Source organism: Isoptericola sp. NPDC060185 (assembly GCF_042728595.1).
GTDB lineage: Bacteria > Actinomycetota > Actinomycetes > Actinomycetales > Cellulomonadaceae > Isoptericola.
This window is the reverse complement of sequence record NZ_JBHWYY010000047.1, coordinates 16,054-30,636: the sequence shown is the minus strand read 5'-3', so window position 1 is coordinate 30,636 and position 14,583 is coordinate 16,054. Positions and strand designations below refer to the sequence as shown.

The window sequence follows — 14,583 nt, the reverse complement described above, 5'->3', positions numbered from 1 at the left end:
GCCCCGCACCCCGCGGGGCCGGGCGTCGTCGTCCCCGCGCGTCGCTACGCTCGGCAGCATGACCTCGGCGACGGCCCGGGCGCCGCGGCTCGGCGTGATCGACATCGGCTCCAACACGGTGCATCTGCTCGTCATGGACGCCCGGTACGGCGTGCGGCCGGCGCCGCACGCGTCGCGCAAGATCGCCGTGCGGCTGATGCGCTACCTCGACGACGAGGGCGCGGTGACGCCGGAGGGCCGCACCGCGCTCCTCGCGGCGGTCGACGACGTCATGGCCGTCGCGCGTGAGTCCGCCGTCGAGGAGCTGATGCCGATGGCCACCTCGGCCCTCCGCGACGCGGCGAACGGCGCCGAGGTGCTGGCCGCGATCTCCGCGCGGGTGGGACGCGACGTCGTCGTCCTGTCGGGGGAGGACGAGGCACGCCTGACGTTCCTCGCCGCCCGCCGCTGGCACGGGTGGGCCGCCGGTCGGCTGCTGGTGCTCGACATCGGGGGCGGCTCCCTGGAGATCGCGACCGGCGTGGACGAGGAGCCGGACCTCGCCGCGTCCGTCCCGCTCGGCGCCGGCCGCACGACGCGCGAGTTCCTGCGGCACGACCCGCCGTCCGCCGACGAGGTGCAGGCCTTGCGCGAGCACGCCCGCGCGCTGCTGGCGCCCGTCGTCGAGCGGCTCGCGGCCGTGGCTGCCCCGGATCACGTCGTGGCGACGTCGAAGACCTTCCGCTCCCTGGCGCGTCTCGCCGGGATGCAGGTGGAGGCCGTCGGCCCGGACGACCGCTGGCGGATGCGCCTGGCGCAGCTCGCCGACTGGGTGCCGCGCCTGGCCCGCATCCCCGCCGACGGGCGCACCGCCCTGCCGGGCGTCACCACCGACCGCACGTACCAGATCGTCGGCGGCGGGGTCGTGGCGGAGGAGACCATGCGCGCGCTCGGCGTCGACGAGGTCGAGATCTGCCCGTGGGCCCTGCGCGAGGGCGCCGTGCTCCAGCGCCTCGACCGGATGTAGGGGGCGCCGAGCCGTCGATCCGGGGCGGTCAGGGGCGCGGCGGCGCCTGCACCCACGCGGCGCCGGGGGACGACACGCGCGCGCCGTCGGGCCGGTCCACGACGACGAGCAGGACGGCGGCGCAGGTCGCGCAGCGCACGACGCCGCCCATGGCGGACAGGTGCACGGTGGTGCGGGCGAGGACGTCGGTGTGCCCGCAGTGCGCGCAGCGCACGACCGCGAGGGTGGCGTCGAAGGAGTAGACCTCGCTGAGCAGCCCGGCCAGGGCCGAGCCGTCGAGGACGGGCCTGTCGGGGGTGGTCGGGGCGGTGGACGTCATCAGGCACCTCCGAAGCGTTCGGTGCGGACCCGGGCGGACGGGTGTCCGAGGCCGGTGAGCAGCTCGGCCGCGGCCTCGACGAAGCGGGTGGGGCCGCAGACGAAGACGTTCGTGCCGTCGTCGGGGCCGAACCCGGGGGCAGAGAGGTCGTCCGGCGTGAGGCGCGCCGGGGGCGTGGGCCAGCCGGGCGGCACCTCGCGCGTGTAGACCCACCGCACGTCGAGGCCCGGGTCGGGGGAGTCGATCTCGTCGCGCCCGATGGCGCCCGCCGGCCCGCGCACGGAGCAGACGAGCCGGAACGGGGCCCGGCGCCCCGACAGGCGACGGGCGCGCAGCATCGCCAGGAACGGCACGACGCCGGAGCCGCCGGCCACCAGCAGCACGGGGGCGGGGTCGTCGTCGTGCCACACGAAGTACCCGCCCAGCGGGCCGCGGACCTCGACCTGGTCGCCGGGGCGCGCGTCGTGGGTCAGGTAGGGCGACACCTCCCCGTCCGGCACCTCGTCCACGACGAGGTCGACCCGCTCGTCCACGCCCGCCGTCGCGAGCGAGTAGGCGCGGGTGGCCTGGTAGCCGTCCGGCGCGGTGAGGCGCACGTCGACGTGCTGGCCGGGCAGCGTGCCGCCGAACCCCGGCACGGCGAGCGTGAGCTCCCGCGCCGTGTCGGTGAGCGGCCGGGCGCCGACGACGGTCGCCACGTGCCACCCGGTCTGCCAGGTCACGAGTACCGCTGCTCGAGCCAGGGGTCGCCGTACGCGTGGTACCCGTTCTGCTCCCAGAAGCCGAGGTCCTCGGCGTCCATCAGCTCCAGGCCGCGCAGCCACTTGGCGCTCTTCCAGAAGTACAGGTGCGGCACCAGCAGCCGCGCCGGCCCGCCGTGCACCGGCTCCAGCGGCTCGCCCTCGAACTCGAACGCGACCCACGCCTGCCCGTCGAGCAGGTCCTGGAGCGGCAGGTTGGTCGTGTAGCCGCCGTAGGAGTGCGCCATGACGAACTCCGCGCTCGTCTCGACGTCGGCCAGCAGGGTGTCCAGCGAGACGCCGCGCCATGACGTGCCGAGCTTGGTCCAGTGCGTGACGCAGTGGATGTCGGTCTCGATCTCCTCGGCCGGCAGCGCCATCAGGGCGTCCCAGGTCCAGGTACGGCCCTCGCCCGTCTCCGTGCGGACGGTGAGCTCCCAGTGCGCCTCGTCGACGTGCGGCGTCGGGCCGGCGGACAGCACCGGGAAGTCGTCGGTGACGAACTGGCCCGGCGGGATCTGGTGCTCCGGCTCGGGGCGCCGGCCCCCGAAGCCCCGCGTGACGACGCCCATCGGGCCTCCCTCTCGCCGTGGTCGGGCCTGCCGGCCCTGGATTCCTCACCCGGGTCGCTCGAACCCTGCGTCCGATGAGACCAGAGGCGCGGGCCCCTCGCACCTGCCGGGCGGGGGAAGTGTCAGCGCGGCGACCAGGCGGCGTGGTCCGTGCCCCACGGGCGCGCGGGCGCCGGGTGGTCGTCGACGCCGGGCAGCGCGGGGCGCGCGGTGGTGACGCGCGGCCGGTGGCCGTGACTCACGACCGACCCAGGCCCGGGCACCCCGGCCGGCGGGTGGCCGGGGTCGCGGCCGTCGGCGTCGAGCAGCCAGGTGGCCGTGCGGGCCAGCGCGGTCACGACGTCCCGCCCGCACCCGTCGTGGCCGCGGGCGGCGAGCGCGTCGACGACACCGGCGGCGAGCAGGTACCCGGTGGCATGGTCCAGCGCCTGCGCGGGCAGCGCGCCGGGGGTCGCGCCGTCGGTGGACTCGAGCAGCGCGACGCCCGACGCCGCCTGCACGATGGAGTCGAAGCCGCGGCGGCGGGACCACGGCCCGGCCTCGCCCCACGCGGAGACGCGGCCGACGACGGCGCCCGGCGGCGGGCGCAGCCCGAATCCCTCGAGAGCGCCGGGCCGGTAGCCGGTGACCAGTACGTCCGCGTCGTCCAGCAGCGCCTGGGCGCGCTCGCGGTCGCCCGCGTCGTGCAGGTCGAGCAGGGTGGTGCGCTTGCCCTGCCCGACGTCGAGGTGCTGGTGGCGGATCTCCGCTGGCACCGGCGGGTCCACGCGCAGCACGTCGGCGCCGAGCGCGGCCAGCGCGCGGGTGGCGACGGGCCCGGCGATGACGCGGGTCAGGTCGAGCACCCGCACCCCGGCGAGCGGCGTGTGCCCGCCGGGAAGGAGGACCGGGCGCGCGGCCACGTCGTCGCGCACCGCGACCCGCACGAGCGGGCCCCGCGCCGCGGCCGCCCCGGGCGCCGACGCCCGCCACGCGGCCTCGTCCCGGACGCGCGCGACGATCGCGCCGACCGCCGCGGCATCGTCCTCGAGCCCGGCGGCGGAGACGTCCGCGAGGCGCGCGGCCAGGCCGTCGCGGTCCGTGCCGTCGGGCAGCCCGAGCAGCCGCAGCAGCCGCGCCCGGTGGTGCGGGTAGTTGGCGTGCGTGCGCACCCACCCGTCGCCGGTGGCGAAGAAGCCGGACAGCGGCGCGAACCCGGCGACTGGTCGGCCGTCCAGCCGGAGCAGCCGGTCCGAGCCGAACGACGCCGCCACCCGTGCCGGCGACGGGCCGCGCTCCACCAGCGGCCCCGTCGCCCCCGCTCGGCCGGCGGCCGAGCACAGCGCGGCGACCGACCCGAGCGCCAGGTCGAGCGCGGGCAGCGTCGCCGCGAGCCACGCTCCCCGCGCGCCGTCGAGCGCCGTCGCCCGGTCCCCGCCGTCGTGCGCGAGGCCCGGTGCGACTCCGTCCCGGTAGTCCGCCACGAGGCGGCGCCAGCCCTCCACGGAGTCACCGTACCCACCGCCGTCGAGACAGCTCAGGTGCCCGCGAGGTAGTCCAGATCCCCGCGAGGTAGTTCCGGACCTGCCGAGGTAGTTCAGATCCCCGCGAAGTAGTCCGGATCTCGCCCAGGTAGCTCGGCCCGTTCCCTACCTCGCGGAGTTCCGGACTACCCCGCGGGAGGGCGGGACCGCGGGCCGGATAGGATCGCGGGCATGGCCAAGAGCTCTGCGACCACCCCCGTCCTGCGTCCGTTCGAGGGTCTGCCGGGGGAGGCGGACTGGGTCGCGATGCGCGAGGTGGTGCCGTCCGCCACGGCGACGGCGCGGACGACGCCGGACCACGGCGGCCGCGACATCGTCGTCACGACCGTCCTCCCGGGCGGCTGGTGCGCGCTGCACCGCGAGGACGGCACCGTCCTGCTCGCGCTGCACGGCATGGGCGCCTCCGACGACCTCAGCCGCGACCTGGCCGCCGCGCTGCTCGCGGCCGCCGCGGCGGAGCCCGGCACGGGCGTGCTGCCCGAGGAGCTGCCGGCCCCCGAGGACGGCGACCCGCGGCTGCAGGACGTGCTCGACCTCGACGTCCCGTTCGAGGTGACCGTGCACGACGACTACGACTACTGGCTCGACGCCGGCACCGAGATGACCGACGAGATCCGCGAGTCGCTCGACGAGGCGGCCGAGGCGTCCATCCCGACGGTGAAGCTGTCGTCGGTGCCGGCGGCGTACTGGTGCCGGATGTCGCGGGAGTTCCTGCGGTGGGCGCGCACGGAGGACGAGGACCGCGTCGTGGACGCGATCGCCCGCCTGCACGCGCGCCGCGAGTCGGGCCTCGTCGGCGGCAAGTTCCTCGGCATGTTCCGCGCCTGCGGCCTCGTGGTGCCCGTCTGGGAGCTGCCGCGCGGCACCGAGGCGGCGGAGCTCGAGGAGCCGGTGGCGGAGCTCGCGGCCCGACTCGACGAGGCGCTCGCGGTCACCGAGCCGCTCGACGCGAACGAGCGGCGGGCCCGGGCCGGTATCGTCTCCCGACAGGTGACGCTGCGCTGACGCAGCGCCCCCGCGCGGCCCCCGCCGCGGGCGGGACGACCGGCTCGGCGGCGGCTCCGCACGATCTTCACGGCACGTCCCGGACGACACCCTTTCTTGACCCGAGATCGGGCCTTCCGGGGGAGTACAGTTCTTCGGGAAAAGTTTGCTCTTCTGATCCCCGGTGATTCCCCCAAGGAGCCACCGCACAGCAGCGCCGCGCGGGCGTCGTCCGCACGGCCGACACGGGCAGAGACCCAACAGGCAGGGAGTCGTGAACACGGACCACGGAGCGACCCGCACGGGCGCTGAGGTGTCCACCAGCCAGGACGATGCCGGCGAGCGGAACTCGGTCGACGGCCAGGACGGCGCAGGCGCGTCCGTCACCACCCGCGGGGGTGCGCTGCCCGTCGCCAAGACGCCGCGCCCACCGACGGCGCAGGGGCGCCGCAACCCGCAGCGGGTCGCGGTGATCATCCCCGCCAAGGACGAGTCGGCGCGCATCGCCGCCACCGTGCGGTCGGCCCGCGCGATCCCGCACGTCGACCTCGTGCTCGTGGTCGACGACGGTTCGACGGACGACACGCAGCACGTCGCCCGCGACGCCGGCGCCGTCGTGGTGCGGCACTCGCACAACCGGGGCAAGGCCGCCGCGATGGAGACCGGCGCGGCCGTCGTCGCCATGCGCGACGCCGACGGGCGCGCCCCGCGCCTCCTGCTCTTCGTGGACGGCGACCTGGGCGACACGGCCGTCAACACGGCCCCGCTGGTCGCGCCCGTGCGCGAGGGCGTCGCGGACCTCGCGATCGCCCTGCTGCCGCGGCAGACCGGGGCCGGCGGCCGGGGGATCGTCGTGGGCACGGCGCGGCGCGCCATCCAGCACCTCACCGGGTGGAGCCCCACGCAGCCGCTGTCCGGCATGCGCTGCCTCACCCGCGAGGCGTTCGAGGCGGCGACGCCGCTCGCGCACGGCTGGGGCGTCGAGACGGGCATGACGATCGACCTGCTCCGCCAGGGGTACGTGGCCGTCGAGGTGCCGTGCGACCTCAAGCACCGCGCGTCGTCGAACGACCTCAAGGGGCAGATCCACCGCGCGGGGCAGTATCGCGACGTCGTGCTCGCCGTGAACGCGCGGCGGGTCCGCGGCGCGGTCGACGCCGTCCGCGGGATCGGTCGCTCGCGCGACCACGCGGCGTCCTGAGCGCGTCCCTGATCTGCACCGACGTGCCGTTCGCCCCCCGCAGGGGCGGCGGGGCCTGCGTCGACAACCCCCGGGGGCGTGGCTAGGCTCGCAGCCCGGGCGGGGCTTCCCGTCCCGCACCCCTGACGGAGGCTCGATGCCCACCTCTGACACCGGAACCCCCGACCCGCTGCGCGGGCCCGACGTCCGCGCCGTGCTGGACGCGCTGGCCTCCGGCGAGCCCGCCGGCGAGGGCGCCGTGGTCGAGGCGACGGGCCTGCCCGCCGCGACCGTCGACCGCGCGCTCGCCGCGCTGACCCAGGCCGGGGCCGTCGTCGCCGACGGGGCGCCGGGCGAGGTCCGGGTGGACCCGGACTCGGCCTTCGGGCTCGGCGTCGACGTCGCGCGCGACCGCGTGCGGGTGGCCCTCGTCGACGCGACGGGCACGGTGCGCGCGCGGGCCGAGCGCCGGGACGTGCAGCCCACGCCGGTGGCCCGGGCGCGCGCCGCGGCGGGCCTCGCGAACTCCTGTCGCGAGGACGTGGAGGCGCGGCTCGGGCCGGGCCACCGGGTCGAGGTGGGCCGCGCGGTCGTCGCGTTCCCCGCCGTCGTCGGCGCCGACCACACCACCGTGCTGCACGTGCCCGGGTACGAGAAGGGCGGCACGACGCTGCACGACGCGCTGGCCGACGCTCTCGCCTGTCCGGTCTCGCTCGACAACGACGTGAACCTCGCCGCCGTCGCCGAGCAGCACCTGGGGGCGGGCCGCGGCCGGTCGTCGTTCGTCACGCTCGCGTTCGGGGAGGGCTTCGGCGCGGGCCTCGTGCTCGACGGGCGCCTGCACCGGGGGGCGTCGGGCGTCGCGGGCGAGGTCGCCTTCCTGCCGCAGCCGGGCCACGCGCTGGGCGAGCAGGTGCTGGGCGACGCCGCGGTCGCCGCGCTCGCAAAGGACCACGACCTGCCCGAGGACATCACGGTGCGGGAGCTGATCGACCGCGCGGACGCCGGGGACGGGGTGGCGGACGAGGTCGTGGCGGAGATGGCGCGTCGCGTCGCCGTGGTGGTGGCGTCGCTCGCGATCGTGCTCGACCCGGAGCTCTTCGTCCTCGCGGACCAGGCGGCGCGACCGGCGGTCGCGGACCGGGTCATCGCTTTCCTGCGCGACCGCATCGCCGTGCTGCCGGCCCGGATCGAGGCGTCCCCGCTGGGCGCCGACGGCGCCGTGCTGGGCGCCGGGCACGCGGCCGGCGAGGCCCTGCGCGCCGTGGTCGCGGACCGTGCGGCGGCGGCGTTCGACGGCGACGGCGGGGCGTCCCGGTGACCGCTCCGGGCACGCCGTCCGACACGACCGCGACGTCCGACACGACCGCGCCGTCGGACCTCACCGCGCGCCTGGGGCTGGACCCGGACGCCCGCGCGATCATCCTCAACGCCGACGACCTGGGCATGTGCCGCGCCGCGAACCGCGCGATCATGCCGCTGCTGGCCGCGGGGCACCTGGACTCCTCGACGGTGATGGTGCCGTGCCCGTGGGCGCCGGACGCGCTCGCCACGGCGGCCGCGGACCCGGGCCTCGACGTCGGCGTGCACCTCGTGCTCACCAGCGAGTGGACGCGGTACCGCTGGCGGCCGCTCACGGGCGTCGGCACGTCGCTGGTGGACGACGCGGGGTACTTCCCCGCGGCCGTGGACGCCGTGGAGCGGGGCGCGGCGGACGAGGACGTCGCCGCCGAGCTCGCGGCGCAGCTGGACGCCGCGCTCGCCGCGGGCGTGGACGTGAGCCACCTCGACAACCACATGGGCTCGGTCTACGGGCTCGCGACCGGCCGCTCCTTCCTGCCGCAGGTGCTCGCGCTCGCCGCCGAGCGGGGTCTTCCGTTCCGCCTGCCGCGCTCGCTCGACGGGCTCGAGTCGATGGGCGCGGACCCGGACGCGCCCGGCTCGCAGGCGCTGCTCGACGCCGCCACGGCCGCCGCCGACGCGGCCGGCGTCGTCATCCTCGACCGGCTGTGGACGCACCCGTTCGAGCTCGCCGGGGAGGGCACGCCCGACGCCGAGGACTACGAGACGGTCAAGGCCGGCTTCCTCGACCTGCTGCGGGGCGTGCGTCCCGGCGTGACCGAGATCTTCCTGCACCCGATGCTGGTGGGCGACGAGCTGGTCGACGCCGTCGACTACGCCGCCCCCAAGCGCGGGTACGAGGAGCGGCTGCTGCGCGACCCGGACGTGGCGGCGACCGTCGCGGCGGAGGGGCTCGTGCGGGTGGGTTGGCGCGACCTGCGCGCGGTGCAGCGGGGCGAGCGGTGAGCCGACCCGGGGCCGCGCCCGCCCGCGAGGGCGGGGCGCTCGCCCGGTTGCGCGACCGGCGCCTCGTCGGGGCGCCGAGCCGCGCGCAGGCCGTGGCCTACGGGGCGTCCGCGTTCCCGGCGAACCTCCTGCTGAACACGTTCTCCGCGTTCGTCGTCTTCTTCTACGTCGACCACCTCGGGGTGCCCGCCGGCTGGGTCGCGGCCGCGATGGTGGCGCACGGCATCCTCAACGCAGTGCTCAACCCGCTGGTCGGCGCGGCGTCCGACCGGCACCGCACGCGCTGGGGCCGCCGCGTCCCGTGGATCGTGCTGGGCGTGGTGCCGCTGCTCGTGGCGTTCGCGCTCGTGTGGATGCCGCCGGCGTTCCCGCCCGCGGGGCTGGTCGTGTGGTTCCTCGTGGTCGTCGCGCTGTTCGACGTCGCGTACGTCGCGGTGGTGCTCAACGTGTCCGCGCTGTTCCCCGAGATCTTCCGCACGACGGCGGAGCGGGCGCGGGGCAACAGCCCGCGGCAGCTCTTCGCGCTGGTGGGCATGATCCTCGGCACCGCGGGCGCGCCCCTGCTGTACGACTCGATCGGCTGGGCGTGGATGGGTGTCGCGCTCGCCGTGGTGTGCGCCGGCTTCTTCGCCTGGTCGCTGGCGGGGATGGTGGAGCGGGACGCCGACGACGCGGCCCGGGCCCGTGAGTCCGCGGTCGGGCTGCGCGACCAGCTCCGGTACACGTTCGCCAACCGCGCGTTCGTCACGTACGTGCTCGGGTCGCTGCTGCTGCAGAGCACCACGGCGGTGCTGCTCGCGGGCGTGCCGTTCTACGTGAAGTACACCGTCGGCGGCGTCGAGGCGGACTCCACGCTCATGCTGGCGCCGATCTTCGTGGCCGCGATCCCGGCGATCTGGGGCTGGTCCTGGGTGGTGCGCCGCCTCGGCCCGCGCACGACGATGCTCGCCGTCGTCGCCGTCTACGGGCTCGCGACCTGCCTCTACCTGATCCCCACGACGGTGCCCGGCGCCGCGGCGGCGGGGCTCGCCGTCGGGCTGGGCGTGGCGGGCCTCATGCAGGTGCTGGAGGTGGCGCTCGGGCAGGTGATCGACGACGACGAGCGGCGCACCGGCCTGCGTCGCGAGGGCATGTACTTCGGCGCCAACGGCTTCGTGGTGCGCGGCTCCGTGGTGGTGCAGGCGGTGGTCCTGGCGGGCGTGCTCGCCGCGAGCGGGTACGTCGAGGGCGTGGCGCCGGAGGCGCAGGCCGCGACGGTGTCCACCGGGGTCCGCCTGCTCCTCGGCGGCGTGCCCGTGGCTCTCGCGGCGCTCGCGTTCGTCTGCTTCTGGCTCTACCCCCTCCGCGCCCGGGGCGCCGAACAGGCAGTTGACACCGCTATGGGACGCGAATCGCGCCCATAGCGGTATCAACTGCCTGTTCGGCAGCGCGCTCAGGCCCGGCCGACGAGGTCGCGGGCGTGCGCGCGCCGGGCGACGAGCCGGTTGAGGCGCTCGGACATCAGCAGGCCCAGCGCCACGAGCACCGCGAGGAACAGCGGGAAGACCCAGAGCCCGGCCCATGTCGAGAGCACGCCGAAGAGCGGGGGCGCGAGGGTCGAGCCGGTGTAGGCGGCGGCCATCTGGATCCCGATGATGGCCTGGGAGTTGCGCGGGCCGAAGTTGACCGGCGTGGAGTGGATGATGGCCGGGTAGATCGGGGCGCACCCGAGCCCCATGATCACCAGCCCGACCAGGGCGGGCACCGGCGTGCCGAGCGGGAGCGCGACGAGCACCACGCCCACGCCGACGGCCGCGAAGCCGCCGCGGATCAGCAGCCGGTCACCGATCCGGTCGGCGAAGAAGCCGGCGAGGAACCGCCCCGCGGTGATGCCGAGGAGGAAGAGCGACGCGAACGCGGCCGCGGTGGCGTCCGCGACGCCGCGGTCGGCGACCAGGTACGTCGACGCCCACAGGATCGAGGTGCTCTCGAGGGCGCAGTAGGCGAAGAAGGCGGCCAGGATCAGCAGGACGCCGGGGATCCGCAGGGCGGTCGCGAGCGGGACGTGGGAGCGGTGGCCCCCCGCGGCCTCGTCGTCGGACGGTGGCGCGTCCGTGGCCTCGGCGACCCCGACCGCCGGGGCCGGCCGGACCTTGCCCCAGAGCGGGATGCTGACGATCAGGACGGCCGTGAGCACGGCCTGCGCGACCCCGACGATGCGGTAGGCGCTCGACCACCCGAGGCCCGAGGTGAGGGCGTAGCTCATGATGAACGGGCTGATCGAGGCGCCCACGCCCCAGAAGCTGTGCAGCCAGTTCATGTGCCGCGCCGCGTAGTGCAGGGCCACGTAGTTGTTGAGCGCGGCGTCCACCGCGCCCGCGCCCAGCCCGTAGGGGATGGCCCAGAGGCACAGCACCCAGAACGAGCCCGAGACGGAGAAGCCCACGAGGGCGGCGGCGGTCAGGCCGACACTGACGGCGGTGACGACGCCGACGCCGAACCGTCGCGTCATCCGTTCGGAGGCCAGGCTGGACAGGATCGTCCCGCCGGCGATGATCATCGTGATGATGCCGGCGAAGGCGACGGGGACGCCGAGGTCGGCGTGCATGACGGGCCAGCCGGCGCCGACGAGCGAGTCCGGGAGCCCGAGGCTGACGAAGGCGACGTAGACGATCGCCAGGAGGAGCGAGTACACGGTGGGGTGGCCGGCCTTTCAGGGGGCGCCGGGGAGGGGTGCGGGGCCCATCGTCTCAGCCGTCGGGCGCCCGACGTGCGGGCGCCCGACGCCCGGGAAGGGGCCGGATGGTCTCAGGCTGGCGGGCTCAGGCCCGGAGCCAGGCGGTCGTGGCGCCGGGCAGGGTGCCGCCGTCGGACAGCGGGCCGCTGGAGAGCAGCACCTCGCCCGCGGGCAGCGGCGCGGGGACGGCGCCGAAGTTGGTGACGCTGGTCCAGCCGTTCGGGCGGCGGAACGCGAGGACGTCCGGGGAGCCGGTCTCCAGCCACTCGAGCTCCTCGGCCGTCTGCAGCCGGCGCCGCAGGCCGAGCGCGGTGCGGTACAGCTCCAGCGTCGAGCCGTCGACGCCGTCCTGGGCGTCGGCGGCATGGTCGGCGAACCAGGCCGGCTGCGGCAGGTGCGCAGGCCCGGAGCCGAAGCCGAGCGACGGCCCGGTGGACGTCCAGGGCAGCGGCACGCGGCAGCCGTCGCGGCCGATCTCGACGCCGCGGTTGCGGAAGAAGGTCGGGTCCTGGCGCTGGTCGTCGGGGATGTCGGCGACCTCGTGCAGGCCGAGCTCCTCGCCCTGGTAGAGGTACGACGAGCCGGGCAGCGCCAGCTCCAGCAGGGTCGCGGCGCGGGCCTTCGCCAGGCCGGACGCGCGGTCGAGCCGGTCCTCGGGCCCGCCGGCGAGCAGCCAGTCCGCGCCGCCCTTGCGCCGGTCCTCCCCGCGCGGGGGCAGGCCGTAGCGGGTGGCGTGCCGCACCACGTCGTGGTTGGAGAACACCCACGTGGTCGACGAGCCGGACGCGGCGGCGAGCTCCAGGTTGGCCGTGATGATGCGGCGGAACTGCGCGGCGTCGAAGTCGGCCTCGAGCAGGTCGAAGTTGAACGCCTGCCCCAGCCCGTCCTTGCTCGCGTACCGCGCGCGGCGCTCGGCGGAGCCCACCCACGCCTCCGCGACGGCGGTGCGGGGCGGGTCGTAGGAGTCGAAGACCTCGCGCCACCCGACGTACACGTCGTGCACGTCGTCGCGGTCGAACAGCGGGTGCTGCCCGTCCTGGGGCAGCGCCTCGAGCTCGGCCTGCGAGGGGAGCGGCTCGCCCGGCGCGGGCAGGTCCTTGGTGAGCATGTGGGCGACGTCGATGCGGAAGCCGTCGACGCCGCGGTCGGACCAGAAGCGCAGCGTGCGCAGGAAGTCCTCGCGCACCTCGGGGTTGTCCCAGTTGAGGTCCGGCTGCTCGATGGCGAAGTGGTGGAAGTACCACTGCCCGTCGCCCACCGGCTCCCAGGCGGGCCCGCCGAAGGTGGAGGTCCAGTCCGCGGGCGGCAGCTCGCCGTGCTCGCCGAGCCCGTCGCGGAAGATGTACCGGTCGCGGGCGGGCGAGCCCTTCGGGGAGGCGAGCGCCTCGGCGAACCACGCGTGCAGGTCCGACGTGTGGTTGGGGACGATGTCGACGACGACGCGGATCCCCGCGCCGTGCAGCGCCGCGACCATCTCGTCGAAGTCGGCGAGCGTGCCGATCTTCGGGTCGACGTCGCGGTAGTCGGCGACGTCGTACCCGCCGTCGGCCAGGGCGGACGGGTAGAACGGGCTGAGCCACACGGCGTCGACCCCGAGGGCGGCCAGGTAGTCCACGCGGGAGGTGATGCCGCGCAGGTTGCCGATGCCGTCGCCGTCGGAGTCCGCGAAGCTGCGCGGGTAGATCTGGTACACGGCGGCCTGGCGCCACCAGGTGGCGTCGGAGCCCTCGGCAGCGGTGGCGGGGACGTCGAGCAGGTCGCTCATCGGTGATGCCCTTCCTCGGTGGACCGGTACGTCGTCGTACTAAATGGTGGACTGAAATTTAATCCGTCCAGCACGATCTCACCCGTGCTCCCGAGGGGTCAACCCCCTCGGGCCGCGAGAAGATCGCGGCCTAGAATCAACCGCCTGGCGTCGGCTGTCGGTGGGACCGGCGCCGAGGCGGACGACGACGCGAGGACGACGCGAGGCGGGAGCGCGATGACGAACGGCCCCGAGGCCACGACGCCCTCGACGCACCTGGTGCGGCGGCTCAACGCCGAGCGCGTGCTCCAGGAGGTCTGGGACGGGGCGCCGGTCACGGCCAGCGACCTCATGGCCGCCACCGGCCTGGCGCGCTCCACCGTCCTGGCCCTGTGCCGGGAGCTCACGGACCGGGGCTGGCTCGTCGAGCTCGACGACGCGCGCGCGGCCGGCGCGTACACGAAGGGTCGCCCGGCGCTGCGCTACGCGTTCCGGCCGGACGCGGCGCTGGTCGTCGGCGTCGACGCGGGTCAGCACCGGGTGTCGGCGGCGGTCGCGGACCTGCACGGCCGCGTGCTCGCCGAGGAGGTCGTGCAGGTGGACCCGGCGAGCGACGCCGATGCGCGCCGGGCGACGGTCCGCGACGCCGTGGACGCGGCGGTCGCCCGGTCGGGGCGCGACGGCGGGGCCGTCGCCGCCGCGGTGCTGGGGGTGCCCGCGCCCGTGGCGACCGGCGGAGTCCCCGCCGGCGAGCGCAACCCGTTCTGGGCGCTGATGAACCCCGGCCTGGGCGACCTCTTCGCGCTGCGCGGCTGGGACGTCGTCGTCGAGAACGACGCGAACCTCGCCGCCGTCGCCGAGGCCGAGCACGGGGACGGCGCCGCCGCGTACGCCGCGCTCCTCGTGGGCGAGCGGATCGGGGCCGGCATCGTGCTGGACGGCGCCCTGCGGCGGGGGCCGCGCGGGGCGATCGGCGAGATGCGCGTCCTCGACCTGGTGGCGGGCGTCGGGTCCAGCGACGGCCTGGGCGCGCTGGCGCGGGACGAGGCGCGCCGCCTCCTCGACTCCGGAGAGGCTTCCGGCGACGACTCCGACGACGGCGTCGGTGCGGCGGGCAGCGCGCTGGCCGACGTCCCGCGCGACCTCCTCGACGCGGAGCACGTGCTCGCGGCCGCGGCGGCGGGCGACGCCCTCGCGCAGCAGGTGGTCGACGGCCTCGCCGACCGCCTCGCGCGGATCTGCGCCGTCCTGTCGGGGCTGCTGGACCTCGACCGGGTGATCGTCACGGGGGCGATGGCTCCCGCGCTCGGCCCGATGGTCGACCGCGCGCGCGGGCTGCTCCCGGACCACCTGCACGCGCCGGCGGTGGAGGTGGTGGTCTCCGACCTGGGCCCGGACGTCGTGCGGTCGGGCGCGCTGCGCCTCGCGGTCGAGCACGTCCGCGCGCGGGCGCTGGACCAGGACCTGCCCGCGCGGGTCTCGGTCTGATCAC

Annotated in this window: 13 protein-coding genes; 7 read left to right on the top strand and 6 right to left on the bottom strand. The window is 76.1% G+C overall.

Features of this window, described 5'->3' with window-relative positions; all coding sequences use genetic code 11:
• Window positions 1-58: 58 nt before the first annotated feature.
• Window positions 59-1,006 (top strand): Ppx/GppA phosphatase family protein, encoded by a 948-nt coding sequence (locus ACFWDO_RS14785; RefSeq protein WP_380318969.1) that lies wholly within the window; start codon window positions 59-61, stop codon window positions 1,004-1,006.
• A gap of 28 nt (window positions 1,007-1,034) precedes the next feature.
• On the opposite strand, the gene ACFWDO_RS14780 is transcribed toward ACFWDO_RS14785, so the two are convergent.
• The 4 genes from ACFWDO_RS14780 to ACFWDO_RS14765 all read right to left on the bottom strand — a co-directional run bounded on the left by ACFWDO_RS14780 (window position 1,035) and on the right by ACFWDO_RS14765 (window position 4,121).
• The gene (locus ACFWDO_RS14780) at window positions 1,035-1,325 is read right to left on the bottom strand and encodes a DUF6510 family protein (protein ID WP_380318966.1); all 291 of its coding nucleotides are present in this window, start codon (window positions 1,323-1,325) and stop codon (window positions 1,035-1,037) included.
• Complete coding sequence (locus tag ACFWDO_RS14775; protein ID WP_380318963.1) at window positions 1,325-2,047, bottom strand: FAD-binding oxidoreductase; 723 nt, start codon at window positions 2,045-2,047, stop codon at window positions 1,325-1,327. The genes ACFWDO_RS14780 and ACFWDO_RS14775 overlap by 1 nt, the downstream gene beginning before the upstream one ends.
• A complete protein-coding gene (locus ACFWDO_RS14770) occupies window positions 2,044-2,637 on the bottom strand; it encodes a sulfite oxidase-like oxidoreductase (protein ID WP_380318960.1) in 594 nt (197 codons plus the stop codon). Before ACFWDO_RS14770 ends, ACFWDO_RS14775 begins: the two co-directional genes overlap by 4 nt.
• Before the next feature lie 122 nt (window positions 2,638-2,759).
• Complete coding sequence (locus ACFWDO_RS14765; RefSeq protein WP_380318957.1) at window positions 2,760-4,121, bottom strand: CoA transferase; 1,362 nt, start codon at window positions 4,119-4,121, stop codon at window positions 2,760-2,762.
• Window positions 4,122-4,331: 210 nt separating this feature from the next.
• Between ACFWDO_RS14765 and ACFWDO_RS14760 the strand changes: the two genes are divergently transcribed.
• The 5 genes from ACFWDO_RS14760 (at window position 4,332) to ACFWDO_RS14740 (ending at window position 10,034) form a co-directional block, all read left to right on the top strand.
• Window positions 4,332-5,165: a DUF5926 family protein gene (locus ACFWDO_RS14760; protein WP_380318954.1), complete on the top strand. Its 834-nt coding sequence runs from the start codon at window positions 4,332-4,334 to the stop codon at window positions 5,163-5,165.
• A gap of 253 nt (window positions 5,166-5,418) precedes the next feature.
• Window positions 5,419-6,345, top strand: coding sequence for a glycosyltransferase family 2 protein (locus tag ACFWDO_RS14755; RefSeq protein ID WP_380318951.1), 927 nt, complete (start codon window positions 5,419-5,421; stop codon window positions 6,343-6,345).
• 136 nt (window positions 6,346-6,481) lie between these two features.
• Window positions 6,482-7,645 (top strand): ROK family protein, encoded by a 1,164-nt coding sequence (locus ACFWDO_RS14750; RefSeq protein WP_380318948.1) that lies wholly within the window; start codon window positions 6,482-6,484, stop codon window positions 7,643-7,645.
• Window positions 7,642-8,631, top strand: a complete 990-nt coding sequence (locus ACFWDO_RS14745; RefSeq protein ID WP_380318945.1) for a ChbG/HpnK family deacetylase — start codon at window positions 7,642-7,644, stop codon at window positions 8,629-8,631. The genes ACFWDO_RS14750 and ACFWDO_RS14745 overlap by 4 nt, the downstream gene beginning before the upstream one ends.
• Window positions 8,628-10,034, top strand: a complete 1,407-nt coding sequence (locus ACFWDO_RS14740; protein WP_380318942.1) for an MFS transporter — start codon at window positions 8,628-8,630, stop codon at window positions 10,032-10,034. Before ACFWDO_RS14745 ends, ACFWDO_RS14740 begins: the two co-directional genes overlap by 4 nt.
• Before the next feature lie 29 nt (window positions 10,035-10,063).
• On the opposite strand, the gene ACFWDO_RS14735 is transcribed toward ACFWDO_RS14740, so the two are convergent.
• Window positions 10,064-11,305, bottom strand: a complete 1,242-nt coding sequence (locus tag ACFWDO_RS14735; RefSeq protein ID WP_380318939.1) for an MFS transporter — start codon at window positions 11,303-11,305, stop codon at window positions 10,064-10,066.
• A 127-nt stretch (window positions 11,306-11,432) separates the two neighbouring features.
• On the bottom strand, window positions 11,433-13,112 hold the full coding sequence (locus ACFWDO_RS14730; RefSeq protein ID WP_380318936.1) for a glycoside hydrolase family 13 protein: 1,680 nt from the start codon (window positions 13,110-13,112) through the stop codon (window positions 11,433-11,435).
• Window positions 13,113-13,328: 216 nt separating this feature from the next.
• On the opposite strand from ACFWDO_RS14730, the gene ACFWDO_RS14725 reads away from it, so the two are divergent.
• Window positions 13,329-14,579: an ROK family protein gene (locus tag ACFWDO_RS14725; protein WP_380318933.1), complete on the top strand. Its 1,251-nt coding sequence runs from the start codon at window positions 13,329-13,331 to the stop codon at window positions 14,577-14,579.
• The last annotated feature ends 4 nt before the right edge of the window (window positions 14,580-14,583 follow it).

Bases quoted from the DNA above. Each gene is read 5' to 3' on its own strand.
- ACFWDO_RS14785 (WP_380318969.1), top strand. From the start codon at position 59: ATGACCTCGGCGACGGCCCGGGCGCCGCGGCTCGGCGTGATCGACATC.
- ACFWDO_RS14780 (WP_380318966.1), bottom strand. From the start codon at position 1,325: ATGACGTCCACCGCCCCGACCACCCCCGACAGGCCCGTCCTCGACGGC.
- ACFWDO_RS14770 (WP_380318960.1), bottom strand. From the start codon at position 2,637: ATGGGCGTCGTCACGCGGGGCTTCGGGGGCCGGCGCCCCGAGCCGGAG.
- ACFWDO_RS14760 (WP_380318954.1), top strand. From the start codon at position 4,332: ATGGCCAAGAGCTCTGCGACCACCCCCGTCCTGCGTCCGTTCGAGGGT.
- ACFWDO_RS14750 (WP_380318948.1), top strand. From the start codon at position 6,482: ATGCCCACCTCTGACACCGGAACCCCCGACCCGCTGCGCGGGCCCGAC.
- ACFWDO_RS14730 (WP_380318936.1), bottom strand. From the start codon at position 13,112: ATGAGCGACCTGCTCGACGTCCCCGCCACCGCTGCCGAGGGCTCCGAC.
- ACFWDO_RS14725 (WP_380318933.1), top strand. From the start codon at position 13,329: ATGACGAACGGCCCCGAGGCCACGACGCCCTCGACGCACCTGGTGCGG.